Below are 24313 nucleotides of genomic sequence, written 5' to 3'. Positions count from 1 at the left end.
AGAGGCTGGTCTGCCAATGAGGGAGGCGGGTGCCGGCGACCTCTGGTGCCACTTGTCAATTGCTTAGCAATGACTCCTGCAGCGGAGTATCGTGAAAGCTTCAGTCGACCGTTAACAACTTTACTGGTCTTGAGCGTTACAACTTTGCTTGTCTCGGCGCCAGGCCTTGGCCAATTCGGCTTGCGCATCCTTTTATTAACATAATATACATCGTGGAATCTAAAGATGGAACCGCGCTCATGACTTCATCACAGAACGCCCAACGGTTCACCCGCGCCAGGGCTGGGTAACGAATACGGCAGCGGCACGGTGGACCACATTCAACTGCGGGGCCACGCTCCTCTGCGCGGCTATCAGGTGGAGGCCATGCAAGCGCATGCGGCCGTGGCGGCTGCCGTCGATCAAATGGAACTGCCGCAGCGCAATGCCGACAAGGACTTCATCGATCGCGTGTGCGAAATGGCGCGAGACCATGTCTATCAGCTGCCGCCCGAAGCAAGCGCCGGACGGCGCATCTATGAGGCCAAGCTATTCATCATTCGGACCATCGTCGAGGATGGATTGAGTTTTCACTTCCGGCATCAGCCAGAGACGCTCGAGAAAAAGCTGTCCGAGCTGAACAGTCTTTGCGGATCATTGCAATACTCGCCTTTTGCCCAAAGCCTGGATCTGACCGTGGTGGCAGGGCTTTCGTCCCTGCTCAAGAGCGATGAAAACCCGGTCATTCACCATCTCGAGACGCATATCGCGAATGCCAGGCAAGGGCGTGGCGCAAGGAGTTGATTGAGCGAGCGCCCCTCCCCCATCACCATGAAAAAAGCCCAGTCCGAGGACTGGGCTTTTTCTGGGCAGGAGAGGATCACTCCTCCACGAAGGCCTCTTCCCTCTTCTTCTTCACCGCCGGCAGCAGCACGATCACCAGCAGCAGCAAGGCGGCAACCAGCAGCGAGGCGGAGATGGGTCGGGTGACGAACACGCCCCAGTCGCCGCGGGAAATCAGCAGCGCGCGGCGCAGGTACTCCTCCATCATCGGGCCCAGGATCAGGCCCAGCAGCAGCGGCGCGGCCTCGCAACCCAGCTTGATGAAGATGTAGCCGATCAGGCCAAACAGCGCGACCATCCAGATGTCGAAGCTGTTGTTGTTGGTCGAGTACACGCCCACGGCGCAAAACAGCACGATGGCCGGGTACAGCCAGCGGTAAGGCACGGTCAGCAGCTTGATCCACATGCCGATGAGGGGCAGGTTAAGGATGATCAGCATGGCGTTGCCGATCCACATCGAGGCGATCAGGCCCCAGAACAGATCCGGGTTGCTGGTCATCACCTGCGGGCCCGGCTGGATGTTGTGGATGGTCATGGCACCCACCATCAGCGCCATCACGGCGTTGGGTGGAATGCCCAGCGTGAGCAGCGGAATGAACGAGGTCTGCGAACCGGCGTTGTTGGCCGATTCCGGCGCGGCCACGCCGCGGATGTTGCCCTGGCCGAACGGCACTTCACCGGGCTTGAGCTTGGTCTTCTTCTCGATGGTGTAGGCCGCGAAGGACGACAGCAGCGCGCCGCCGCCCGGCAGGATGCCCAGCGCCGAGCCCAAGGCCGTGCCACGGACCATGGCCGGGAACATGCGCTTGAAGTCCTCGGCCGTGGGCATGATGCCCTTGACCTTGCCGACGAAGACCTCGCGCTCGGACTCGTCCTGCGACAGGTTGGAGATGATCTCGCCGTAACCGAAGATACCCATGGCGATCACCACGAAGCTCACACCGTCGGTGAGTTCGGGCACGTCGAAGGAGAAGCGTGCCACGCCCGAGTTGATGTCGGTGCCGATCAGGCCGATAAGCAGGCCCAACACGATCATGGCCAGCGCCTTGACCAGCGAGCCCGAGGCCAGCACCACCGCGCCGATCAGGCCCAGCACCATGAGCGAGAAGTACTCGGCCGGGCCGAAGCTCAGGGCGATTTCGGTGAGCGGCGGCGCGAAGCCGGCCAGCACCAGGGTGCCCACGCAGCCCGCGAAGAACGAGCCGATGCCGGCCGCCGCCAGGGCGGGACCCGCCCTGCCCTTGCGCGCCATCTGGTAGCCGTCGAGCACGGTCACCACCGAGGACGATTCGCCCGGCAGGTTGACCAGGATGGCGGTGGTGGAGCCGCCGTACTGCGCGCCGTAGTAGATGCCGGCCAGCATGATCAGCGCCGACACCGGCTCCAGGCCGTAGGTGACGGGCAGCAGCATGGCTATGGTGGCCACGGGGCCCAGGCCCGGCAGCACGCCGATCAGGGTACCCAGCAGGCAGCCGACGAAGGCGTACAGCAGGTTCTGCCCGGTGAAGGCGACGCTGAAGCCCAGTGAGAGGTGTTCGAACAGTTCCATGGTGTTGTTGTCTCCGTGATCAGTGGCCCAGGAACCACGGCAGAACCGGGAACTGCAGATTGAGGGCGTAGACGAAAGCGCCGTAGCTGCCCACCGCGAGCACGGTGGCCAGCACGATCGATTCCTTGACCTTGTGGTTGGGTCGCGCGTAACCCGAGACGATGACCAGCGCGTAGATCGCCACGATCAGGCCGAAGGGCGGCAGGCCGATCGAGGGCAGGCCCACCAGCAGCACGCCGAAGACCAGGTTGGCCAGCAGGATGAAAACCAGCGGGCGCCAGGCGATGGCGCCGATCGAGCCGTCGTCGCCGCCCTTGGGCCGGCCGAACGATTGCAGGGTCACCACCAGCCCCAGCAGGGCCAGCACGATGCCCAGCAACAGGGGGAAGTAGCCCGGCCCCATGCGGGCGGCGCTGCCGATATCGAAGTTGGTGGCGCCCACCGCGAAGGCAATGCCCACGGCGGTGAACATGAGGCCGGACACGAAGTCCTTCTGGCTCGTTGGTTTCACGACGTCTGTCTCCTCGGGATGCAAAAAAAAGCTTGCGCATTGTCTGCGCATGGCCGCCCCATAGGCATGTGGGATACACCTATGGCTGACGTCAGCCTGACTGGCCGACGGTTTTACCAGCGACCGGTCGGCTGCTTGGCGCGGATGGCCGCGGCGATGGCCTCGGCGGTGTCGCCCCGCCCCGCCCGACGGGCGAAGTCGATGGCGCTCAGGCCCTGCTCGTTCTTCAACAGGGGATCGGCGCCCGACTCCAGCAACAAGCGCACCACCTGCGGGTGGCCGTAGAGCGCGGCCATCATCAGCGGCGTGCTGCCATTGGGCGACTGGGCGTCGATGTAGGCGTGGTGTTCCAGCAGCAGGTGCACCATGGGCACGGCGCGCTCGCTGGGGTGGGTGGCGGCGTAGTGCAAGGGCGCCCAACCGGGCTTGTTCACCTCGGCCTGGCGCTCGATGAGCCGGCGCGCCAGGTCCAGCTTGCCTTTGAGCGCGGCCATCATCAGCGGCGACTCGTCCTTGGCGTTGCGGACCTCCACCTTCAGCTCGGGCCGGCTGAGCAGGTACGTCGCGGCACGGTCGGACTCGTCCCGCAGCGCCAGGTACAGCGGGTGCTGGCCGCTGGGGTCCAGGGTGTTGAGGTCGAAGCCGCGCGCGGCGAGGTTGGCCAGGGTGTCCGGGTCGTTGCGCTTGATGGCGGTGAAGAAGTCGTCGTACGAACTCGCCCAGACAGCGGGACTGAGAACGAGAAAGGACATTAATCCTTTTAAAACAATGCGCTTTTTCATTTTTCTCAAGTAACTTCTTGGACTCAGGTCGCCGTCACACGGTCGAACAGGCGCTCGAAATTGCGGCCGGTGGCCTCGGCCACGGCCTCCACGGACAGGCCTTTCAGCTCCGCCACCTGCGCCGCCACGTGCGGCACCAGGGCCGGCGTGTTCACCTTGCCGCGGTGCGGCACGGGGGCCAGGTAGGGGCTGTCGGTTTCGATCAGCAGGCGCTCCAGCGGCACCAGGCGCGCGGTCTCGCGCAGGTCGGCGGCGTTGCGGAAGGTCAGGATGCCCGAGAAGGAGATGTAGAAATCCAGGTCCAGCGCGGCTCGAGCGACCTCGGCGGTTTCCGTGAAGCAGTGGAACACGCCCCGGGCCGGGGCGCGCCCGTCGCCAGGGCCAAAACCGCCCTCCTCGCGCAGGATGTCCAGGGTGTCGTCCGACGCGCTGCGGGTGTGGATCACCAGCGGCAGCCCGGTCTGGCGCGCAGCGCGGATGTGCACGCGGAAGCGCTCGCGCTGCCAGGCCATGTCGGCCAGGGTCCGTTCGCCCAGGCGGTAGTAGTCCAGGCCGGTTTCGCCAATGCCCACCACCTTGGGCCGCGCCGCGCCGTCGAGCAGGTCTTGCAGGGAGGGTTCGCGCACGTCCTCGTTGTCGGGGTGGACGCCCACCGTGGCCCAGAGGTGGGCGTGGTCGCGCGCCAGGGCATGGACCTCGTCGAATTCTTCCATCGTGGTGCAGATGCACAGGGCGCGACCGACCCGGGCGGCCGCCATGGCGTCCAGGATGGCGGGGAGCTGCTCGCGCAGCTCAGGGAAATTCAGGTGGCAATGCGAGTCGGTGAACATCCGCCAATGATCCCCCAAAAAGCACAAGGCCTCACGGCCGGTGGCGGTGAGGCGCAGGGGGAGCGGGCCCGGCTCAGAGCGTCTGCGTCTGGCGATCGGAGTTCACGTTGGCGCCCAGCACTTCCTCGATCTTGAGCTTGAGCTGCTTTGACTTTTCATCCGCCGGGAAGCGGATGCCCACGCCCTGGGTGCGCCCGCCCTGGGCCTTGGCCGGCGTGACCCAGGCCACCTTGCCGGCCACTGGGTAGCGCTGCGGGTCGTCGGGCAGGCTCAGCAGGACGTAGACGTCGTCGCCCAACCGGTACTCGCGCGAAGAAGGAATGAAGATACCGCCGTCGGCGAACAAGGGGATGTAGGCGGCGTACAGCGCGGCCTTCTCCTTGATCGAGAGCTGGATCACGCTGGGCCGCGCCGCGGCGCCGGCGGTGGCTGGGTTGGTGCTCATGGCGGTCGAGTGTACGGGCAAGGACCAGGTCGAAAGGTCGATAACAGAGCGCGGCGGTCGTGCAGTTTTCAGCGCGGCGTCGTGGCCGGTCGCCGCTCAGCGACGAGCGGTCGCCAGGGCCTGACGCGCCCGCGCGGCCCAGGCCTCTTGCAGCAAGCCGGCCTGGTAGGGGTGCTCCACGCTGCGGGCCGCCTGCGCGAGTTCGTCGGCCCAGCGCGCCAGCACGCGCCAGGGCGGCGGCGGCGGCAGTTGCTCGGCCGGAAAGAAGCGCGGCGCCGCGCCGGCCGCGCGCGCCATGAGGTCGTGGCAGAGCTTTTGCAGTACGTCGAGCTGGGCCGCGGGCGCCTGCTCGCCCAGCACCTTCCAGTCGCCGCGCGCCAGGGCCTGCGGCAGGCCGGCCCATTGCTCGGGCGTGAACCCACGCTGAGACAGCGCCAGGGCCTCGTCGGGCCGGCCACCGGACGCGCGCCACCAGGCCTGGGCCGCCGCCGGCGTCATCTCGCCACTGACCTGCAGCCAGGGCAAGGCCTCGGTCTCGTCGGGCCACTGCAGGGTGTGCGTCTGGCAGCGGCTGCGGATGGTGGGCAGCAGCAGGTGCGCGGCCTCGGTGGCGAGCACGAAGCGCACGCTGGGACTGGGCTCTTCCAGGGTCTTGAGCAGGGTGTTGGCGGCCTCGACGTTCAGCCGTTCGGCCGGGTAGACCAGCACCACCTGGGTGCCGCCGCGCGCGCTGGTGGTCTGGGTGAAGGCCACGGCCTGGCGCGCGGCCTCCACGCGAATGGCCTTGCTGGGCTTGCGCTTCTTGTCGTCGAGTTCGCGCTGGGTGGACTCGTCCAGCGGCCAGCCCAGCTCCAGGCTCAGGGTTTCGGGCAGCAGCGCGCACAGGTCGGCGTGCGTGCGCACCTCGATGGCGTGGCAGCTCGGACACTGCCCACAGGCGCCGTGCGGCTGGGGTCGCTCGCACAACCACGCGCGGGCCAGGGCCAGGCCCAGTTCGTACTGGCCCAGGCCGGACGGGCCGGACAGCAGCACCGCGTGGGCGCGCCAGCCCAGCAGGGCGTGAAGCTGGCGTTGCAGCCAGGGGGCCAGGGCGGTATCGCTCATAGCCAGCCGCGCCGCTGGAAGGCCTCGCGCACGATCGCCGCCACGCGCTCGCGCGGTTGGTTGGCGTCGATGCGCACGAAGCGCGCGGGCTCGGCCTGGGCGCGGGCGGCGTAACCCGCGCTGACGCGCTCGAAGAAGGCCTGGGGCTGGGACTCGAAGCGGTCGGGCACGCGGGCACCGGCCAGGCGCTCGGCCGCCACGGCGGCCGGCAGGTCGAACCACAGGGTAAGGTCGGGCTGGCGCAGGCCGCCCTGCTCGCGCGCCTGCACCCAGCGTTCCAGCTGGCCCAGCACGGCCAGGTCGAAACCGCGGCCATGGCCCTGGTAGGCGAAGGTGGCGTCGGTGAACCGGTCGCACAGCACGACCTCGCCGCGCGCCAGGGCGGGCTCGATGACCTGCTGCAGGTGGTCGCGCCGCGCGGCGAACATCAGCAGCGACTCGCTCAGCGGGTCCATGGTGTCGTTGAGCACCAGGGCGCGCAGCTTCTCGGCCAGCGGTGTGCCACCGGGCTCGCGCGTGAGCACCACGCGCCGGCCGGCGGCGTCGAAGGCTTTGGCGAGCATGTCGATGTGCGTGGACTTGCCCGCACCGTCGATGCCCTCGAAGCTGATGAAAAGACCGGTGGTGGCGTTGGACATCAGCGGCGCAGGATGAAGCGCCGCACAGCGGCGTTGTGCTCGTCCAGCGTGGCGCTGAACTGGCTGGAGCCGTCGCCGCGCGAGACGAAGTACATGGCGTTGGTGCGCGCGGGTCGCACGGCAGCCATCAGCGAGGCCTGTCCCGGCAGCGCGATGGGCGTGGGCGGCAGGCCGGCGCGCGTATAGGTGTTGTAGGGCGAGTCGGTGTCCAGGTGCTGGCGGCGCAGGTTGCCGTTGAAGGCATTGCCCAGGCCGTAGATCACGCTCGGATCGGTCTGCAGGCGCATGCCGATGCGCAGCCGGTTGCTGAACACGCCGGCGATGCGGTCCCGGTCGGCCGGCAGGCCGGTCTCCTTCTCGATGATGCTGGCCAGGATCAGCGCCTGCTCGGGCGATTGCAGCGGCCCGTTCGGGTCGCGCTGGGCCCAGGCCTGGGCCAATCGCTCGTCCATGGCGCGCGCGGCCTGGCGCAGCACGGCGGACACCGGCGTGTGCTTGGCGACGCGGTAGGTGTCGGGGAAGAAGCGACCCTCGGGGTGCACGCCGGGCCGGCCGATGCGCTCCATCACCTGGGCCAGGTTCAGGCCTTCCAGGTCCTGGCGCAGATCGGGCGAGCGGCGCAGCGTGTCGATGGCCTGGCTGGAGGTCCAGCCCTCGACGATCAGCGCTTGGGTCATGGCCTGCTCGCCGCGCACCAGCTTGCCCAGCAGGCTGCGCGGCGTGGTGCCGGGAGCGATCTCGTAGACGCCGGCCTTGATGTCGCGCGACTCGCCCGAGAGGCGGAACCAGGCGTACAGCAACTCGGCCGGCGCGTTCACGCCAGCGGCCTCGATGCGGTTGGCCGCCGCGCGAGCGGAACTGCCCGCCGGAATCTCGAACTCGAGCGGCGCGCTGTCGCTGACCGTGGCCGGCAGGCTCAGGGGATGGTGGACCCACCAGTGGGCCGCCATGGTGGCCAGGCCCAGGAGCAACAGGGGGTAAACCACCAAATACTTGAACAGGCGCATGAAGGCGTGCTGAAGACAGGGAGAACGCGCCGGGCGGCGACGGCGCGACAGACGGGCCATGATAATTCAGCGCGCATGTCCCAGCCCTCCCCCCTCCTCCCCCTGAACGGCGTGGCCCCGCTCGGTTCGCTCGGCGTCATCGCCGCCGAGGGCGACGAAGCCGCCGCCTTCCTCCACAGCCAGCTCACGCAGGACTTCGCCCTGCTCGGCGTCAGCGAGGCCCGCCTGGCGGCCCTGTGCACCGCCAAGGGCCGCATGCTGGCCAGCTTCATTGCCTTCAAGCGCGCGCACGACCGCATCCTGCTGGTCTGCCGCCGCGACCTGCTGCCACCCACGCTCAAGCGCTTGCAGATGTTCGTGCTGCGCGCCAAGGTAAAGCTGCGCGACGCCAGCGACGGGTTCGCGCTGCACGGCCTGGCCGGCGAGGCCGTGCCCGCTGGCCTGGGCGCCGCCCCCTGGACCCACCTGGCCGACGGCGACACCAGCATGGTCCGCCTGTACCCCGGCGCCGGCACGCCGCGCGCCCTGTGGGTGGGGCCTGCCGGGACGGCGCCAGCCGGCGCGGCGCTCAGCGAGGCCCAATGGGACTGGCTGGAGGTGATGAGCGGCGTGGCCACCCTCGGCCAGCCCGTGGTCGAGGCCTTCGTGCCGCAAATGCTCAACTACGAATCCGTCGGCGGCGTGAACTTCAAGAAGGGCTGCTACCCGGGCCAGGAGGTCGTGGCGCGCAGCCAGTTCCGGGGCACGCTCAAGCGCCGCGCCTACCTGGTGCAGGCCGACGCGCCGCTCCAGTCCGGCCAGGAAGTCTTCCACGCCAGCGACGCCGAGCAGCCCACCGGCACCGTGGTGCAGGCCGCGCCGAACCCGCAAGGCGGCTGGGACGCCATCGTGTCCATGCAGACCGGCTCGGCCGACGGCGCGGCTCTGCGGGCGGGCGAGGCCACCCTGCAGCTGCTGCCCCTGCCCTACCCCCTGCTGGAAGACATCTAGGCATGTGCCTGATCGCCTTCGCGATCAACGCCGCGCCCGGCGTGCCCCTGCTGGTGGCGGCCAACCGCGACGAGTACTGGGCCCGGCCCACGGCCGCGCTGCACCGCTGGGCCCTGGACGACGGCACCCCCGTCATCGGCGGCCGCGACCTGCGCGAGGGTGGCACCTGGCTCGGTCTGAGCCCGGCGGGGCGCATCGCCTGGCTGACCAACGTGCGCCAGCCCGGCGCCGAGCGGCGCGGCCGCAGCCGCGGCGAACTGGTGGCGCGCTGGCTGCAGAGCGATGCCGACAGCACCGGCTTCGTCGACACCCTGGACCCCGCCGCCTACGCCGGCTTCAACCTCGTGGTGGGCGATCTGCGGCGCGGCGAATGGGCCTGGATCGGCAATCGCCACCCCGATGCGCCCCACGCCGAGCAAGCGCCCGAGCGCCACTGGCGGGCCATCGGCCCCGGCGTGCACACCTTGTCCAACGCCACGCTGAACACGCCCTGGCCCAAGGCGCGCCGGCTCGCCCAGGCCCTGGGCGAGGCCCTGAACGCCAGCGACGAAACGCCCGCGCCGCTGGGCGGTGCGCTCATCGACACCACGCTCGCGTCCGACGCCGAACTGCCGCGCACCGGCGTGCCCGACGCGGTGGAGCGCGTGCTGTCCAGCCCCTTCGTCCATTGGCCGGACCACGCCTATGGCACGCGTTGCTCCACCGTGCTGCGCTGGGACGCCGACGGCGAGCTGCGCATCGACGAATGGACCCACGACGGCGCCGCGGCCACGCCCGCGCTGAGCGAGCGGGCGCACCGGCGCGAGCGGATCAGAGTGCCTTGACCATGGTCTGGTGCGGAATGCCGGCTTCCTCGAACGCCTCGCCCAGCGGCACGAAGCCCAGTCGCGCGTAGAAACCCACGGCGCTGCGCTGCGCGTGCAGCCGCACCTCGCGGTCGCCACGCGCGCGCGCCGCGTCCATCAGCGCGAAGAGCACGCGCCGGCCCAGGTTGCCGCCGCGCAGCACGCGGTGCACGGCCATTCGGCCGATCTTTGACACCCCCGGCGCCTCGCCGCGCAGCAACCGGCCCGTGGCCACCACACGGCCCAGGCGGTTGCGCGCCACGGCGTGCACCGCGTCCGCGTCGGCCGCGTCCATTTCCAACTCGAGCGGTATGCCCTGCTCGCGCACGAAGACCTCGGCGCGCAGCTGGCTCGCGCCTTCGCCAAGCTCGGCCCAAGCGCCCACGCGCAGGTCCACCATGTCCTCGCCCGCCTCGTGGCCCAGCAGGATCGCCCGCAGCGAATCGGGCACAGGCCGCGAGCGCTGCGTGGCCGGATCGGCGAAAACGTAGACGATCTCGCCCGTGATGAGGTGTTCGTCGCCGCGGAAGATCGCGCCCGTGAAGGCCATGGAGCTGGTGCCCACGCGGCCGCATTTCATCGCCACGTCGATCTGCTCGTCCGCGCGCGCCGAGGCGTGGTACTCCACCGTGGCCTTCACCACGTACAGATCGCCCTCGAGCGAGTGCATCGTCTCTTCGTAAGGCAGCGCCAGCGCGCGCCAGTAGTCGCTGATGGCGGTGTCGAAGTACATCAGGTAGTGCGCGTTGAACACGATCTTCTGCATGTCCACCTCGGCCCAGCGCACGCGCAGGCGGTGGAAAAAGCGGAAGTCGTCGCGGCTCAGTCGGGTCATGTCAGTGGTCTCCAAAAGCGCCTCTCAAGGCTCTCGCGGCGTGCTGGTGGGCGGTGCGCGCCTCGGGAATGGCGCGGCCGAACTGCACGAAGTTGTGCACCACGCCCGGGTAGATGTCCAAGTCGACCGCCACACCGGCCAGGCGCAGCCGGTCGCAGAAGGCCAGGCCCTCGTCCACCAGCGGATCGCACTCGGCCAGGCCCATCCACACGGGGGCCACGCCGTCCAGGTCCTTCGGCTCGCCATGCCCGTCGCGTCCGTCCAGCGGGGCGAAGCGCCAATCGTCGCGGTCGGCCGGGGTGCGCAGGTAGTGGCCAAAGAAATAGCGGATGGTCGGCTCGTCCAGGATGAAGCCTTGCGCGTAGGTATGGTGCGAGGGCGTGTCCTGGTGGCCCGCGCAGCCCGGATAGAAAAGCAGCTGCAGCGCCAATGGCCAGCCCGCGTCGCGCGCCTGCAGCGCGGTCACGATGGCCAGGGTGCCGCCCGCGCTGTCGCCCCCCACGGCGATGCGCCCGGCGTCCAGCCCCAGGGCACCCGCCCGGCCGCGCAGCCACGCCAGGCTGTCCCAGGCGTCGTTCACTGCGACGGGGAACTTGTGCTCGGGCGCGAGCCGGTAGTCCACCGACAACACCGCGCAGTCCGCCTGATGCGCCAGCGCGCGGCACAACGGCTCGTGCGTGGCCACGCTGCCGATCGTGAACCCGCCGCCATGGAAATACAGCAGCACCGGCAGGCCATCCGCCTCACTTGGGGCGAACAGCCGCGCGGGCAGCTCGGCGCCGTCGCGCGTGGGAATGCGCAGGTCCTGCACGCGGGCCATCGCCGGCGGCGAGATCTCGAGCACGCCGGCCCCGGCGGCATAGGCCTGGCGCGCCTGCTCGGGCGTGAGCGCGTGGAACGGCGGATGGCCGGCGCGCGCGATGCGGTCGATCACGCCGCGCATCGCTGGCGTCAAGCGCGAGCGCGGATTCGAAGGGTGGGACATGGGAGGGCTTGTCGGCTCGGCGACCGCGCTGGCGCATCGCGTCCGTATAGTTTTCGCTTCCCCGAACCATAACCGGAGACAGACGTGGCCCAGATCCTCTACGTGACAAACATCCTCATCGACTACGGGGCCTTGTCGCAGTTGCCCGCCGAATGCGAGCGCGTGGGCATGCGCCGTCCGTTGATCGTCACCGACGCCGGGGTGCGCGCCGCCGGCCTGCTCGACAGGCTGCAGGCCGCGCTGCAGGGCACGCCCGCTGCGGTGTTCGACCAGACCCCTTCCAACCCCACCGAGGCCGCGGTCCGGGCCGCGGTCGAGATCTACCGCCGCGAACGCTGCGATGGCCTGATCGCGCTCGGCGGCGGCAGCGCCATCGACTGCGCGAAAGGCGTGGCCATCGCCGCCGCGCACGAAGGGCCGCTCAAGACCTACGCCACCATCGAAGGCGGCTCACCCAAGATCAGCGCCGCCGTGCCCCCCCTGATCGCCGTCCCCACCACCGCCGGCACCGGCAGCGAGGTCGCGCGCGGCGCCATCCTCATCGTCGACGACGGCCGCAAGCTGGGCTTCCACAGCTGGCACCTCGTCCCCCGCACCGCGCTGCTCGACCCCGAACTCACCCTGGGCCTGCCGCCCCTGCTCACCGCCGCCACCGGCATGGACGCCATCGCGCATTGCATGGAAACCTTCATGAGCGCGGCCTTCAATCCGCCGGCCGACGGCATTGCGCTCGATGGCCTGCGCCGCGGCTGGGCCCACATCGAACGCGCCACCCGCGACGGCAGCGACCGCGAGGCCCGCCTGCACATGATGAGCGCCAGCATGCAAGGCGCCATGGCCTTCCAGAAGGGCCTGGGCTGCGTACACAGCCTCAGCCACAGCCTGGGCGGCATCAACCCCCGCCTGCACCACGGCACGCTCAATGCCGTCTTTCTGCCCGCCGTGATCCGTTTCAATGCCGAGGCCGACAGCATGCGGCGCGAGCAGCGCCTGGACCGCATGGCCCAGGCCATGGGCCTGGCCGCCGGCGCCGACGTTCCCCAGGCCGTGGCCGACATGAGCGCGCGGCTGGGCCTGCCCAATGGCCTCGCCGCCATGGGCGTGGACCGCTCGCTGTTCGACCGCGTGATCGAAGGCGCCCTGGCCGACCACTGCCACAAGACCAATCCCCGGCTCGCTTCGCCGCAGGACTACCAGGCCATGCTCGAAACCTCGCTAACGGTCTGATTGGCAGGATGGTCGGTCGACTTATTTCCTAGCCCTTTTGTATTCTCAATTATGGAAAAATGACGACTTTTGGAGTGCTGTAATCGGCTTTTCAGGTGAGGAAAAGCCAAAATGCGAAAGCACAGCGCAGTGGGGCGCGTCAGGGCTGCCCCGGTTTCGCTTGTCCAGTCCACAGGCGCCCCGGCCGCCCCTCCGCCGGTCGGCCACCCCTCGGGGTGCGACGAATTCACCTTCGGACCGTTCGTGCTGCGTTCCGACCACCGCGAACTGACCTGCGACGGCGTGCTGCGCCCCCTTGAACGGCGAGCCTTCGACCTGTTGCTCTACCTGCTCAAGAACCATGGCCGGGTGGTCGCCAAAGAAGAGTTGCTGGAACAGGTCTGGCAGCGCCGCTGTGTGACCGACTCCGTCATCGCCCAGGCCGTGCTCAAAGTGCGCAAAGCCCTGAGCGACGCGCCTGGCTTCGAGTGCCCCGTGCACACCGTGCATCGGGTGGGCTACCGCGTGGTGGGCGAAGTGCGCCACCGCCGCGTGGCCCCAGGTCAAACGTCGCGGGGCGCCGCCCTGCTGGTGGTGCGCTGGCCACTCACCCGCCTGGATGACGGACTGAATCTGCCCACCTGGATGCCTGTCGCCCTGGCGGGCTTCGGCGTGTTGTCGCTGCAAGCGCATGGGGTGCAGCCGCTGGACACCGAGCAAACCCCCACCGCGGGCGACGACTCCGTGCGCGCGCAAAGCCGCCTGCGCTTGACGAACGCCCGGGACAAGGACGCAGCGCCGGCGCCCGAGGCCGAGAGGGTTCGCCCGGCATTCACCATGGACATCGAGATTTCGGCCCCCGACTGGCGCACGCGCGTCAGCGCGAGCGCCGATTCGCCGTTCGAAGCCGCCTGGCAAGCCGCCGGTTCGGCCGCACTCGCCATGCGCCTTCGCCAGATCCTGCTGTCCACCTCGCCGGGCGAGGTGGAGCGCCGCTGGGAGCGTCTGGCCGCCTTGATTGGCCACCCACCACCGCTGATGGGGCCCGCCAGTCCCCACCTACCCGCCCTGTGGTGCCGGTCGCTGGTCGAGCGCGGCCTGGACGCCGAGGCCGACATCCTCATGGAAAGCGCTTGGCGTGGTGACCCTCGAACACCTCAGGAAGCCTTGGAGCTGCGACGGCGGGCCTCCCGCTCGAACGCCCCTCACCACGAAGGCTGGGCGGACCTGTGCCTGGCTGTATACGAATGGACCGCTGGCGACTCGCGCCGCGTGGCCCATCTGGTGGACCGCGCCTTGACCCACTTCGATCACGTCACCACCACGCCTCAAGCGGTGCGGGCCGGGGCGACGGCCGAACACCTCATGGCGGTGGTGGGGGTCGACTGGGCGCCGCCCGCGTGGTGGCGCAGCCTGCGCGACGCGCCCGCGGTGGACGGCTCGGCAGGCATCCGACGCTGGCACCGCCTGGCCAACTTGCACCGACAGATCACGCGCGAGGCGTCCGGCGGGCCAGCCTTCCACCGCAGCAGCGAAGCCGGCAGCAACGTCTCGCCGGGCTGCGAAGGCCTTCAAGCCCTGTTGCATGCCCTCTCCGGCCTGACACGGCACGCCGATGGCGACCTCGACACCGCCTTGAGCGAATGGACCCGCGCCCAAGAGCTCGCCGAACGCTCGCCCTGGCTCACACCCCGGATCCTGTGCCGGCTCGCGCTGGGCGATCTGGCCGCTCGGCTGGGTGACGAGGCGCGCCTCGGCGCCTGTCTGCAAGGCTTCGACGCCCTCCCCCTCACCGGCCTGACCCGCTGGAATGCCACACGCGATTGGTTGTTGGCGCGGCGCCTGCGGCTGAACGGCCTGCCCCATGAAGCGTGGCGGTTGGTGGAGAAAGCCCTGCCGGTGCTCTCGCACTGCAGCCTGTGGTTTCGTGACGAGGCCTGGCTCTTTGCCATCGACACCGCTTGGCATACGCGCTCGCGCACGGCACTGCAGGGTTTGCGCGAGACCCTGGGTGGCCACACACAGCGCGACAACCGCAGCATCACCGCCATCGTGCTGGCCACCGACGCCACCATTGCCTTGCTCGACAACGATGTCGCCCACGCGCACCAACTCATCCTGCGCGCCTGGCAAACAGCGCCTTCGTCGGGCGCCAAGCGCCAGCTCGCCATGGCGGCGGCCACCGCCATGCTGTGGCGCCGGCCGGCCTCGTCTCAAACCCTTGATCAGGCCCTCCTGCAGGCCGGAGCCTGGCTGCAGCGCTCGGCGAGCGGCCTTCGCCTGAGCCAGCTGCACCGTCGGCCACACAGCGTGCCCATCACGGTGCAGGCCCCGTCGTTCTATCGGGTGACGGAACCCGCCGAAGACAACACCGGCTGGCTCTGGGCCCCCTGAACGCCGGTAGGCCGCGCCGGCCCCGCCCCGCTATCGGCGGCGCCTTCGGGCCCGGTCGGCGCTGCCGCCGTGGGGGTGGGAGAGCCGATATGGGGCAGACCGCGTTCTCGCGCCAGCGTGACCTGGCGCTGGCGCTCGGCCAGGCGCTCCCGGTCCGCGTCGCCGCGCCGGGCGTGGCAATGGGGGCAACTCACCCCTTCTTCGTAGAGCGGTGAGGCGCGGTCGGTCTCGTCGAGCGGCCATCGGCAGGAGCGGCACAGCGCGTGCCCGCCCGGCTGCAAACCGTGGCCCACACTCACCCGTTCATCGAACACAAAACACTCGCCACGCCAGCGGCTCTCGGCCTCGGGCACGGTTTCCAGGTACTTCAGGATGCCCCCCTGTAGGTGGTACACCTCCTCGAACCCTTGCTGGCGCAACAGGGCCGTGGACTTCTCGCAGCGGATGCCACCGGTGCAGAACATGGCCACACGCGGCTTTACCGGGCCTTGCAGCGCCGGCTGGCTCGCCAGCCAGGCGGGCAGCTCCGTGAAAGCGCCGATACCCGGGTCGACCGCTCCCTCGAAGCTGCCGATCTTGACCTCGTAGTGATTGCGCGTGTCGATCAGCAGCACGTCCGGCTGGGCGATTAGGGCGTTCCAGTCCTCGGGCTTCACGTAGCGGCCGGCGTGCTCTTGCGGCCGCAGGCCGGGCACGCGCAGGGTCACGATTTCACGCTTGAGCCGCACCTTGAGGCGGTGGAACGGCGGCCGCTCGGACCAGGAGGCTTTGTGCTCCAGGTCGCTCAGGCGTGGATCGCGCCGCAGCCAGGCCAGCACCGCCTGCACGCCCGCCTCAGGCCCGGCGATGGTGCCGTTGATGCCCTCGGGCGCCAGCAACAGCGTGCCCTTGACCTGATGCTCCCGGCACAGCGCGATGAGCGGTTCACGCCAGTCGGCGTGGTCGGGCAGGTCGACGAACTTGTAGAGGGCGGCGGTGAGGTACGGTGCGGTCACCGAGGGATTATCCCGCGCGGCCTCGCGGGGCTCACAGCGGTTCGACCCGACGGACGTCGGGCCGGGCCAGCCACTCCCCCAGTTCTTCCGCCAGCTGCCGCGCCGCCTTCACCGCCGCGCCCCAGGCCTTGACGCGCGCGGCCAGGTCCTGGCCGTAGCGCCCGAAGTCGCTGCGATCGGGCAGCTTGCCGCCCGGCAGGGCCTGCTTCACCCAGTCGGGGTCGGGCGCCAGCACCAGCATGTGGTCCAGCGCGGCGCTGCTGCGGTGGCGGCGCTTCCAGGCCTTGTCCAGCCAGCCCGGCACCACCGCCCGCTGGAAATGCGGGTACAGCACGATGGGCGCGGCGGCGTCGTGCCGGTAGTGCAGGTGCAGGTGGTAATCGGTGATGCCGCCGTCCCAGTACGGCCCGTGCGGCGCGCCCGGGATGTCCACCACCGGGCGCAGCACGAAGGGAATGGAGCAGCTGGCCTGCAGGGCCTGCATGAAGTTGTGCGGGCCCATCGGGATCTGGCGCGTGCGCAGGTCGTGGGTGGCGAAGGGCAAGGCGCTGGTGGTGCCGGCCGCCGCGTCCGGCCCCGAGAACACCACCCGCTCCAGCCACTGGCCGAGCGCCGGGCGGCGCACGGCATTGGCCGCGTAGGCGCTCAGGTAGCCCAGGGGCGTGCGCCAGCGCCCATCGTGCGCGAGCAGGCGCCGCCCGCGCGAGGTGACGATGTGCAGCCGCCAGCGCGGGTGCCGCAGCACGGGCTCGACGCGCCCACCGTAGAAGGATTGAAGATTGAGCGAGAACTGCTCGCTCACCTGCTGCGCCGTGGGCCGGCGCTGGCCGGGCGGCAGTTCATAGTGCTGGTGGATGTAGTCGTGCTCAAGCCGCTCGAAGCTGCCCACCGCGTCGGGCAGGCAGGCCGTGGCCATGCGCCAGGCGCCGATGGAGGCGCCCACCAGGTGGATGGGCTGCGGCGCGTCGGCCAGCCAGTGGCCGAACAGCAGGCGGTCGATGGGCCCCAGGATCAGGCCCTTGGGTCCGCCGGCCGCGGCGGGGACGACACCGACGTCCGAGGGGCGCAGGCCCCGCTCACTCAGGTGCTCGAGGGCGGAAGGTCCGGCATAGAGGCGCAGGGCTCGCATGGGCCCGGATTGTCACCGAGCGCTATGGCCCCGGCCCTCAGTGGGGCACGGAATCGCTGGCCGGCTCGACGCGCGGCTTGGCCTCGTCTTCCACCGGGTGCCGGGAAATCGAGGGAATGCGCTCGGCCACCACGGTGTCCGGATCGATGCCCAGCACCACGCCCACCGGGTCTGGGTAGGTGTTGATGAGCAGCTCGCCGCGGAGGTCCTGCTCCTCGGCGCGCGCGCGCCAGGAGCCGATGTGGATGACGCCGGCGATCGGCTCGTACACGTCGTTGTCGAAGGGCGCCGTCTGGTGCTCGATGGCATTGATCATGCGGCGCGGGAACTTCCATTCGCGCGCCAGCGCCGCGCCCACCTCGGCGTAGCTGTACCCGAACAGGCTGCGCTCGGCCTTGGCGCGCTTGAGGTCGAGCATGGGAATGTTGCGGTCCAGTTCGATCATGGCCTCGGGCATGCCCACGTGCATCACCAGCTCGCCGATGGCGTGGATCAGGCCGGCCGTGAAGGCGGTGTTCTCGTCGATGCGGATGGGCAGCGCGATGTAGCGCGACAGGTTGGCCGTGTTCAGGCTGTAGCGCCAGAACTGGTTGAGGTTGACGCCGCCCACCATGTGGAAGCTCTCGCCCAGGGCGCTGGCCACCACCAGCGCGCGCACCTTGATCAGGCCCAGGATGTTCATGGCCTCGCGCGCGTTGGTCACGTTGCGCGACAGGCCGAAGAAGGCCGAGTTGGCCGTTTTGAGCAGCTTGGCCGTGAGAACCGGGTCCTCTTCGATCAGCGAGGCCACCAGCATGGGATCGACGTCGGCCTGCTCGAAGGTTTCGATCAGGCGCCGCACCACCTTGGGTACGGACGGAAGGGCCTGAGGCTGCTTGAGCAGTTTTTCGAGATGCATGGCGATCCTCTTGCGGCTGGAACGTCGGGTGTTTGCTTTGTTTATCGTTACCGGCAGGCGTTTCTTTAGAACTATCGACGACATGGGGCGCGATCAATCCAGGAAGGCCGACAGCGCGTCGGTGAACTCCCATTCGGCCGGGTCTTTGCCCAGCACGCTGCCCAGATCCAGTCCCAGGGTCAGGCCCACCATGTCGGGGAAGGTGGCGGCCAGGCCGCCATCGTCGAGCTGGATTTCCTCGGCGCGCGCGCGCCAGGACGCCAGGTGCAGGATGCCGGCCAGCGGGTCGTACACGTCGCCATCGAACGGCGCGGTCTGGTGCTTGAGCGCGCTCACGATGGCAGGGGGAAAATTCCAGCGCTCCACCATGCCCGCGCCGACCTCGGCGTAGGTGTAGTCGAAACGGTTGCGTTCGGCCTGGGCGCGCTGCAGGTCCAGCGGCGGCGTGCCCATGTCCAAGGGGGCGATCTCATCGGGCATGGCGATGTGCATCACCAGGTCGCCGATGGCGTGGATCAGGCCGGCCGTGTAGGCATTGGACTCCTGCTGCCGCAGCAGGCCCGCCAGGGATTTGGAGATGTCGGCCACGCGCAGGCTGTAGCGCCAGAACTGCGGCAGGTTCACGCCGGGCACGTTCTTGAAGCTGGAGCCCAGCGCGGCGGCCATCACCAGGGAGCGCACGTGCGTCATGCCCAGCATGGCCACGGCCTCCTGGGCGCTGCCGATCTTGCGGCTGGCGCGGAAGAAGGAGGAGTTGGACAGGCGCAGCACCCGGGTGGTGAGCGAGGGGTCTTGCCCCACCAGCTCGGCCACCCGCTTGGGGCTCGGGTCGTCCTTGTTCATCTCCGACATCAGGTCGGCGACGGTGCGGGACATCGCCGGCAAGGCGCCGGGGTAGTTCAGGAGCGCTTCAAGATCCATGGCGGGCGGTGGGGATGAATACCTCGGGCTGACATCGACCCCCCCGCGGCGCTGCGCGCGTCCCCACAAGGGCCGCACCGACGGCCCGGCACGGCCGGTACCGCGGCGCCCCCGATCAAGGCACGCCAGCCAACGAAGTTGTCGCTTCCTGCCCTATCGGCAGGTGGCCGCGGAACTTGATGCGCCGCTCAGCGCGGCTTGGCGCCGCGCAGCTTCTCGAAAGCCGAGGCCATGGCCGAGGGCGCAGCCACCGCGTCCCGCCCGCCCGAGTAGCGAGCGAAGCCCTCGCGCCCGCCGCGCGGCCCGCCCGCACCCGCCCCGCCGCCGTCGCGCCGCGCGGGCGCGGCGTCGAGCTTCATGCTCAGTGAGATGCGCTTGCGCGCCGTGTCGACCTCCAGCACCTTGACCTTCACGATGTCGCCTGTCTTGACGACCTCGCGCGCGTCGTTGACGAACTTGTGGCTGAGCTGGCTCACGTGAACCAGGCCGTCCTGGTGCACGCCCAGGTCCACGAAGGCGCCGAACTGGGCCACGTTGCTCACCGTGCCCTCCAGGATCATGCCTTCACGCAGGTCCTTGATGTCCTCCACGCCCTCGTTGAAACGCGCCACCTTGAAGTCCGGGCGCGGGTCGCGGCCAGGCTTCTCCAGTTCTTTCAAGATGTCTTTCACGGTGATGGCGCCCACGCCGTCCACCGCGAACTGCTCGGGCTTGAGCCGGCCTTGCCAGTCGGCGCGGCCCATGAGCTTGTTCACCGGCTCGCCCACGCTGGCGATGATCTTCTCGACCACCGGATAGCTTTCGGGGTGCACGCCGGTCATGTCCAGCGGGTTGTCGCCGTCGCGGATGCGCAGGAAACCGGCCGCCTGTTCGAAGGTCTTGGCGCCCAGGCCGCTCACCTCGAGCAGTTGCTGGCGGCTGCGGAAGGCGCCGTGCGCCTCGCGCCAGCGCACCACGGCCTTGGCCTGGGAGGCCGACAGGCCCGACACGCGCGACAGCAGCGGCGCGCTGGCGGTGTTCAGGTCCACGCCCACGCCGTTCACGCAATCCTCGACCACGGCGTCCAGCGTGCGCGCCAGCTCGCTCTGGTTCACGTCGTGCTGGTACTGGCCCACGCCGATGCTCTTGGGGTCGATCTTCACCAGCTCGGCCAGCGGGTCCTGCAGGCGGCGCGCGATGCTGGCCGCGCCGCGCAGGCTCACGTCCACGTCGGGCATTTCCTGGCTGGCGTACTCGCTGGCCGAATAGACCGAGGCCCCGGCCTCGCTCACCACCACCTTCTGCACGGCCGGGAAGCGTTTGAGCAGGTCGGCCGCCAGCTTGTCGGTCTCGCGGCTGGCGGTGCCATTGCCGATGGCGATCAGGCTCACGCCGTGCTTCTCGCACAGGCGGCCCAGGGTGTGCAGGGCACCGTCCCAGTCGCGGCGCGGCTCGTGCGGGAACACGGTCGCGGTGTCCACCAGTTTGCCGGTGGCGTCCACCACGGCCACTTTCACGCCGGTGCGGATGCCCGGGTCCAGGCCCATCACCACCTTGGGGCCGGCCGGCGCGGCCAGCAGCAGGTCGCGCAGGTTGGCGCCGAACACCTGGATGGCCACGCCCTCGGCGCCTTCGCGCAGGCGGGCGAACAGGTCGCGCTCGCTGGACAGGCTCAGCTTCACGCGCCAGGTCCAGGCCACGCACTTGCGCAGCAGGTCGTCGGCGGGGCGGCCCTGGTGGCTCCAGCCCAGGTGGCGCGCGATGCGGCCTTCGGCCAGGCTGGGCTGGCCGGGCTGCGGGTCCTCGGGCAGGGCCAGCTTCACGTCCAGGATTTCCAGCCCGCGGCCTCGGAACATGGCCAGCGCGCGGTGCGACGGCACCTTGCCGATGGGTTCGCGCTGGTCGAAGTAGTCGCGGAACTTGGCCACCTCGGGCGCGTTTTCATCCTTGCCGGCCACCAGCTGGCTGGTGATCTGGCCTTCGGCCCAGAGCCACTCGCGCAAGGCCTGCACCAGCGCGGCGTCTTCGGCCCAGCGCTCGGACAGGATGTCGCGCACGCCGTCGAGCACGGCCGCCGCAGTGGTGAAGTCGCTGCCGTCCTCGCCCTTCTCGCTTTTCACGTACGGCGCGGCGGCGGTGGCCGGGTCCAGCGAAGGGTCGGCCCAGAGGGCGTCGGCCAGGGGCTCGATGCCCGCCTCGCGCGCGATCGTGCCCTTGGTGCGGCGCTTGGGCTTGTAGGGCAGGTAGAGGTCTTCCAGTTCCTGCTTGCTGTCGGCGCCGTCGAAGGCCGCGCGCAGCGCGTCGGTCATCTTGCCCTGCTCCTCCACGCTCCTGATCACCGCCGCGCGGCGGTCTTCCAGCTCGCGCAGGTAGGCCAGGCGCGCGTCGAGTTCGCGCAGCTGTATGTCGTCGAGGCCGTCGGTGGCCTCCTTGCGGTAGCGGGCGATGAAGGGCACCGTGGCGCCGCCGTCGAGCAGCTCGATGGTGGCCCGCACCTGCTGCTCACGAATCTTCAGGTCTTGCGCCAGGCGCGCAACGATCTTCTGCATGGGTCTCCCGGTGGCCCCCCAAGGGGTGCCTCACTTCACGAAGCGCGGGAGTTTGCCACAGGCCACCACCCCATCCGGTTCCTTTGCGAGCCATCAAGGAATGCACCTCGGACGCCGGCGAAGGCCCGAATACTGCCGCGGCAGTATGTGGCCGACCGCGCGCCGTTCCTAGCATGCCGCGCCTGAGCCCGTCGGCGCTCATGCAGCGGATGAACCATCGGCCCTTCCCCCGAAAGCACGGCATGAAGAACGAAGCCAGGCACCTGCCCAAAGTGCTCTGCGTGGACGACGAGGCCCCGCTGCGGCGCTCGCTGCGCTGGCTGCTGCGCGGCGAGTTCGACGTGGTGGTGGCCAGCGACGGCGCGCAGGCGCTGGCCCTGCTCGGCGCCCAGCGCTTCGATGTGCTGCTGTCCGACCAGCGCATGCCCGGCATGTGCGGCACCGAGCTCCTGCGCCAGGCCCGGGAAGCCTCGCCGCACACCGTGCGCCTGCTGCTCGCGGGCTGCGCCGATTTTTCCTCGGTGGTGTCCGCGCTGAACGAGGGCGACGTGTTCCGCTGCATCAGCAAACCCTGGAACGACGCCCGGCTGATCCGCAGCGTGCAGGACGCGGCCCGCCTGTCGCGCCTCACGCGCCTGGCCTGGAGCGACTTCCAGGACACGGGCACCGACGGCGGCGCGCCCGCGCGGCACGAAGAAGTGCTGCTCGTGCAGGCCGACGCCGGGCTGGCCCGCGCCTGCACCCAGGCCTGCGCGGCCCAGGCAATGCCCCCCGCCCGCCTGCTGCTGGCCCAGGACATGGCCGACGCGCTCACCCTGCTCGCGCAGCGCCGGCCGGCGGTGCTGCTGCTGCAACAGGCCGGCGACCCGCGCGGCGCGCTGGAACTGGTGCGGGCCGTCAAACGGCGCACGCCGGCCCTGTCGGTGGTGCTGGCCAGCGCCTCGCACGACCTGAACGCCCTGCAGGAGCTCATCGACGAAGGCCTGATCTGCCACTACCTCGGCCTGCCGGCCGACGGCGCCCACCTGGCGCTGATGCTGGAGCGCGCCATCGAGCGCCACCTGGTGCTGCGCCGCAAACCGCACTGGCTGGCGAGCGCGCGCCGCCAGCGCCGCGACGAAAGCCGGCTGGGACTGGAAGCCCAGCGAGAAACCGCGCCGCGCCGGCACCACCGCCACTGGCTCCTGCGCTGGTGGCCCGGCGCCGACGGGGACTGAGCGGCGGCCCCGGCCCTGCGCGGGCCAACGAAGCCCCCTTCAGCGCGCCAGCCAGGCCTCGGTGTCGACGAGTGTGGCGTACGACGAACCCAGCGCCGCCATGAAGGCCCCGTGCACCTGCGCGGCCGGCACCGTCTGACCACCGAAGATCAGATCGCGCGTGGCGCAGGCGTCGTGCACCACGGTCACGGCGTAGCCCTGGTCGGCGGCGGCGCGCGCGCCGGCGTCGATGCACATGTGGCTCATGGCGCCCACGATCACCAGCTCGCGCACGCCCAATTCGTCCAGCAGCGCCTTCAGCGGCGTCTCGCGGAACGCATTGGGAAAGTGCTTGACGATCACCGCCTCGCCCTCGGCGGGCGCCACCGAGGCGTGGATCTGCACGTTGGGCGTGCCTGGCGTGAACACCGGCGCGTCGGGCCGGCCGGCCTCGTGACGCACATGGACCACCGGCACCCCCTGGGCGCGCGCCTTGGCGATCACGCGCGCCGCGTTGGCGCTGGCCGCCTCGATGCCGACCAGGGGCAGTTTGCCGGTTGGGAAGTACTCGTTCTGCAGGTCGATCACGACCAGGGCGCGGGAGGGCATTCGGGGCTCCGTGGGTTCAAGCGTTGTTGGTCCCGGATGGGGACCAGCGAATGATCCCGGGGGGCCAGCCCGGCGCACAGTGGCGTCATCGACATTCCAAAGGGCAGAATCGACACATGCCCTCCCCCGCCCCCACCGAAATCGGTCTGGTGCTCTACCCCGGCGCCCAACTGGCCGCCGTGCTGGGCATGAGCGACCTTTTCGACTACGCCTCGCGCACCGCCACCCCGCGCGTGGGCGGCGCCGCCCACGCCCTGCGCGTGAGCCACTGGCAGTTGCATGAGCAGGGCCCGCCCTCGCGCGTGTTCGACAGCGCCCCCGGTCAGGCCGGCACGCCCGCCGTGCTGGTGCTGCCACCCAGCCTGAACCCGCCGCTGGCGCGCGAGGCCGCCGCGCCCTTCGGCGCCTGGCTGCGCGAGCGGCACGCGGCCGGCGTGGCCCTGGCCTCGGTGTGCGCGGGCGCCTTCGTGCTCGGGGAGACCGGCCTGCTGGCCGGGCGCACCATCACCACCCACTGGCGCTACGCCGAGGCCTTCCAGGACCGCTTCCCCGGTGTGCGGCTCGACACCGACCAGCTCATCGTCGACGACGGCGACATCCTCACCGCCGGCGGCGCCATGGCCTGGACCGACCTGGGCATGCGCCTGATCGACCGCACCCTGGGGGCCACGGTGATGGTGGAGACGGCGCGCTCGCTGCTGGTCGATCCGCCCGGGCGCGAGCAGCGCTACTACAGCGCCTTCTCACCCCGGCTGCGCCACGGCGACGCCGCCGTGCTCAAGGTGCAGCACTGGCTGCAGGCCACCGACGCGAAGGACATCGCCCTGACCACGCTGGCCGCGCGCGCCGGGCTGGAGGAGCGCACCTTCCTGCGCCGCTTCCAGAAGGCCACCGGCATGACCACCACCGAGTACTGCCAGCGCCTGCGCGTGGGCCGGGCGCGCGAGATGCTGCAGTTCGGCCGCCTGCCGGTGGACCGCATCGCCTGGGACGTGGGCTACGGCGACACCAGCGCCTTTCGCAAGGTGTTCATCCGTTTCGTGGGCCTCACGCCGGGCGAGTACCGCCGGCGCTTCCACGCGGGTTGACGGGAC

The 24313-nt window shown here is 70.0% G+C and carries 23 protein-coding genes; 7 read left to right on the top strand and 16 right to left on the bottom strand.

The genetic code is table 11. From position 1 onward, the window contains the following. The first annotated feature begins 309 nt into the window (after positions 1-309). Positions 310-783: a hypothetical protein gene (locus BHU06_RS22400; RefSeq protein WP_139146974.1), complete on the top strand. Its 474-nt coding sequence runs from the start codon at positions 310-312 to the stop codon at positions 781-783. 76 nt (positions 784-859) lie between these two features. Here the strand turns inward: BHU06_RS22400 and BHU06_RS06850 are convergent, their stop codons facing one another. From BHU06_RS06850 to mltG, 8 genes are all read right to left on the bottom strand, one after another. Then, entirely contained in the window at positions 860-2371 is a 1512-nt protein-coding gene (locus BHU06_RS06850; RefSeq protein ID WP_070398415.1) for a tripartite tricarboxylate transporter permease, read from the bottom strand. Between the two features lie 19 nt (positions 2372-2390). After that, positions 2391-2882, bottom strand: coding sequence for a tripartite tricarboxylate transporter TctB family protein (locus tag BHU06_RS06845; protein ID WP_070398414.1), 492 nt, complete (start codon positions 2880-2882; stop codon positions 2391-2393). Positions 2883-2995: 113 nt separating this feature from the next. Continuing rightward, positions 2996-3634: an ankyrin repeat domain-containing protein gene (locus BHU06_RS06840; protein WP_239478135.1), complete on the bottom strand. Its 639-nt coding sequence runs from the start codon at positions 3632-3634 to the stop codon at positions 2996-2998. Positions 3635-3687: 53 nt separating this feature from the next. After that, entirely contained in the window at positions 3688-4494 is an 807-nt protein-coding gene (locus BHU06_RS06835) for a TatD family hydrolase (protein WP_070398412.1), read from the bottom strand. 73 nt (positions 4495-4567) lie between these two features. Further along, positions 4568-4939: a PilZ domain-containing protein gene (locus BHU06_RS06830; protein WP_070398411.1), complete on the bottom strand. Its 372-nt coding sequence runs from the start codon at positions 4937-4939 to the stop codon at positions 4568-4570. A 96-nt stretch (positions 4940-5035) separates the two neighbouring features. Beyond that, positions 5036-6043, bottom strand: a complete 1008-nt coding sequence (locus BHU06_RS06825; protein WP_070398410.1) for a DNA polymerase III subunit delta' — start codon at positions 6041-6043, stop codon at positions 5036-5038. Continuing rightward, complete coding sequence (gene tmk, locus BHU06_RS06820) at positions 6040-6681, bottom strand: dTMP kinase (RefSeq protein ID WP_070398409.1); 642 nt, start codon at positions 6679-6681, stop codon at positions 6040-6042. Before tmk ends, BHU06_RS06825 begins: the two co-directional genes overlap by 4 nt. Then, complete coding sequence (mltG, locus tag BHU06_RS06815) at positions 6681-7688, bottom strand: endolytic transglycosylase MltG (RefSeq protein ID WP_175442811.1); 1008 nt, start codon at positions 7686-7688, stop codon at positions 6681-6683. The genes tmk and mltG overlap by 1 nt, the downstream gene beginning before the upstream one ends. A gap of 75 nt (positions 7689-7763) precedes the next feature. Here mltG and BHU06_RS06810 point away from each other — a divergent pair, with 75 nt between their 5' ends. After that, positions 7764-8678, top strand: coding sequence for a folate-binding protein YgfZ (locus BHU06_RS06810; protein ID WP_070398408.1), 915 nt, complete (start codon positions 7764-7766; stop codon positions 8676-8678). Between the two features lie 2 nt (positions 8679-8680). Further along, on the top strand, positions 8681-9502 hold the full coding sequence (locus BHU06_RS06805; RefSeq protein WP_070398407.1) for an NRDE family protein: 822 nt from the start codon (positions 8681-8683) through the stop codon (positions 9500-9502). On the opposite strand, the gene BHU06_RS06800 is transcribed toward BHU06_RS06805, so the two are convergent. After that, the gene (locus BHU06_RS06800; RefSeq protein WP_070398406.1) at positions 9489-10358 is read right to left on the bottom strand and encodes a YbgC/FadM family acyl-CoA thioesterase; all 870 of its coding nucleotides are present in this window, start codon (positions 10356-10358) and stop codon (positions 9489-9491) included. The two genes, BHU06_RS06805 and BHU06_RS06800, sit on opposite strands and share 14 nt — an antisense overlap. 1 nt (position 10359) lies before the next feature. Further along, positions 10360-11343, bottom strand: a complete 984-nt coding sequence (locus BHU06_RS06795; RefSeq protein WP_083293018.1) for an alpha/beta hydrolase — start codon at positions 11341-11343, stop codon at positions 10360-10362. 84 nt (positions 11344-11427) lie between these two features. On the opposite strand from BHU06_RS06795, the gene BHU06_RS06790 reads away from it, so the two are divergent. Beyond that, positions 11428-12570, top strand: a complete 1143-nt coding sequence (locus tag BHU06_RS06790; RefSeq protein ID WP_070398404.1) for an iron-containing alcohol dehydrogenase — start codon at positions 11428-11430, stop codon at positions 12568-12570. 111 nt (positions 12571-12681) lie between these two features. Further along, a complete protein-coding gene (locus tag BHU06_RS06785) occupies positions 12682-14943 on the top strand; it encodes a winged helix-turn-helix domain-containing protein (RefSeq protein ID WP_083293016.1) in 2262 nt (753 codons plus the stop codon). Here BHU06_RS06785 and BHU06_RS06780 read toward each other — a convergent pair. The 5 genes from BHU06_RS06780 to BHU06_RS06760 all read right to left on the bottom strand — a co-directional run bounded on the left by BHU06_RS06780 (position 14889) and on the right by BHU06_RS06760 (position 21414). Further along, positions 14889-15938 (bottom strand): rhodanese-related sulfurtransferase, encoded by a 1050-nt coding sequence (locus BHU06_RS06780; RefSeq protein WP_070398402.1) that lies wholly within the window; start codon positions 15936-15938, stop codon positions 14889-14891. The two genes, BHU06_RS06785 and BHU06_RS06780, sit on opposite strands and share 55 nt — an antisense overlap. A 31-nt stretch (positions 15939-15969) precedes the next feature. Beyond that, the gene (locus tag BHU06_RS06775; RefSeq protein WP_070398401.1) at positions 15970-17067 is read right to left on the bottom strand and encodes a patatin-like phospholipase family protein; all 1098 of its coding nucleotides are present in this window, start codon (positions 17065-17067) and stop codon (positions 15970-15972) included. A gap of 37 nt (positions 17068-17104) precedes the next feature. Continuing rightward, positions 17105-17965 (bottom strand): HDOD domain-containing protein, encoded by an 861-nt coding sequence (locus BHU06_RS06770; protein WP_070398400.1) that lies wholly within the window; start codon positions 17963-17965, stop codon positions 17105-17107. Positions 17966-18058: 93 nt separating this feature from the next. Continuing rightward, positions 18059-18886 (bottom strand): HDOD domain-containing protein, encoded by an 828-nt coding sequence (locus BHU06_RS06765; RefSeq protein WP_070398399.1) that lies wholly within the window; start codon positions 18884-18886, stop codon positions 18059-18061. Positions 18887-19074: 188 nt separating this feature from the next. Continuing rightward, positions 19075-21414, bottom strand: coding sequence for a Tex family protein (locus BHU06_RS06760; RefSeq protein WP_070398398.1), 2340 nt, complete (start codon positions 21412-21414; stop codon positions 19075-19077). A 242-nt stretch (positions 21415-21656) separates the two neighbouring features. Here BHU06_RS06760 and BHU06_RS06755 point away from each other — a divergent pair, with 242 nt between their 5' ends. Then, positions 21657-22631, top strand: a complete 975-nt coding sequence (locus BHU06_RS06755) for a response regulator (protein WP_070398397.1) — start codon at positions 21657-21659, stop codon at positions 22629-22631. Between the two features lie 39 nt (positions 22632-22670). Here the strand turns inward: BHU06_RS06755 and BHU06_RS06750 are convergent, their stop codons facing one another. Further along, on the bottom strand, positions 22671-23219 hold the full coding sequence (locus BHU06_RS06750; RefSeq protein WP_070398396.1) for a cysteine hydrolase family protein: 549 nt from the start codon (positions 23217-23219) through the stop codon (positions 22671-22673). A gap of 116 nt (positions 23220-23335) precedes the next feature. Here BHU06_RS06750 and BHU06_RS06745 point away from each other — a divergent pair, with 116 nt between their 5' ends. Continuing rightward, a complete protein-coding gene (locus tag BHU06_RS06745; protein WP_070398395.1) occupies positions 23336-24307 on the top strand; it encodes a GlxA family transcriptional regulator in 972 nt (323 codons plus the stop codon). The last annotated feature ends 6 nt before the right edge of the window (positions 24308-24313 follow it).

The sequence above is a fragment of the Hydrogenophaga sp. PML113 genome (genome assembly GCF_001777155.1).
Classification (GTDB): Bacteria; Pseudomonadota; Gammaproteobacteria; order Burkholderiales; family Burkholderiaceae_C; genus Hydrogenophaga; species Hydrogenophaga borbori.
This window is presented reverse-complemented; position numbering and strand designations above follow the sequence as displayed.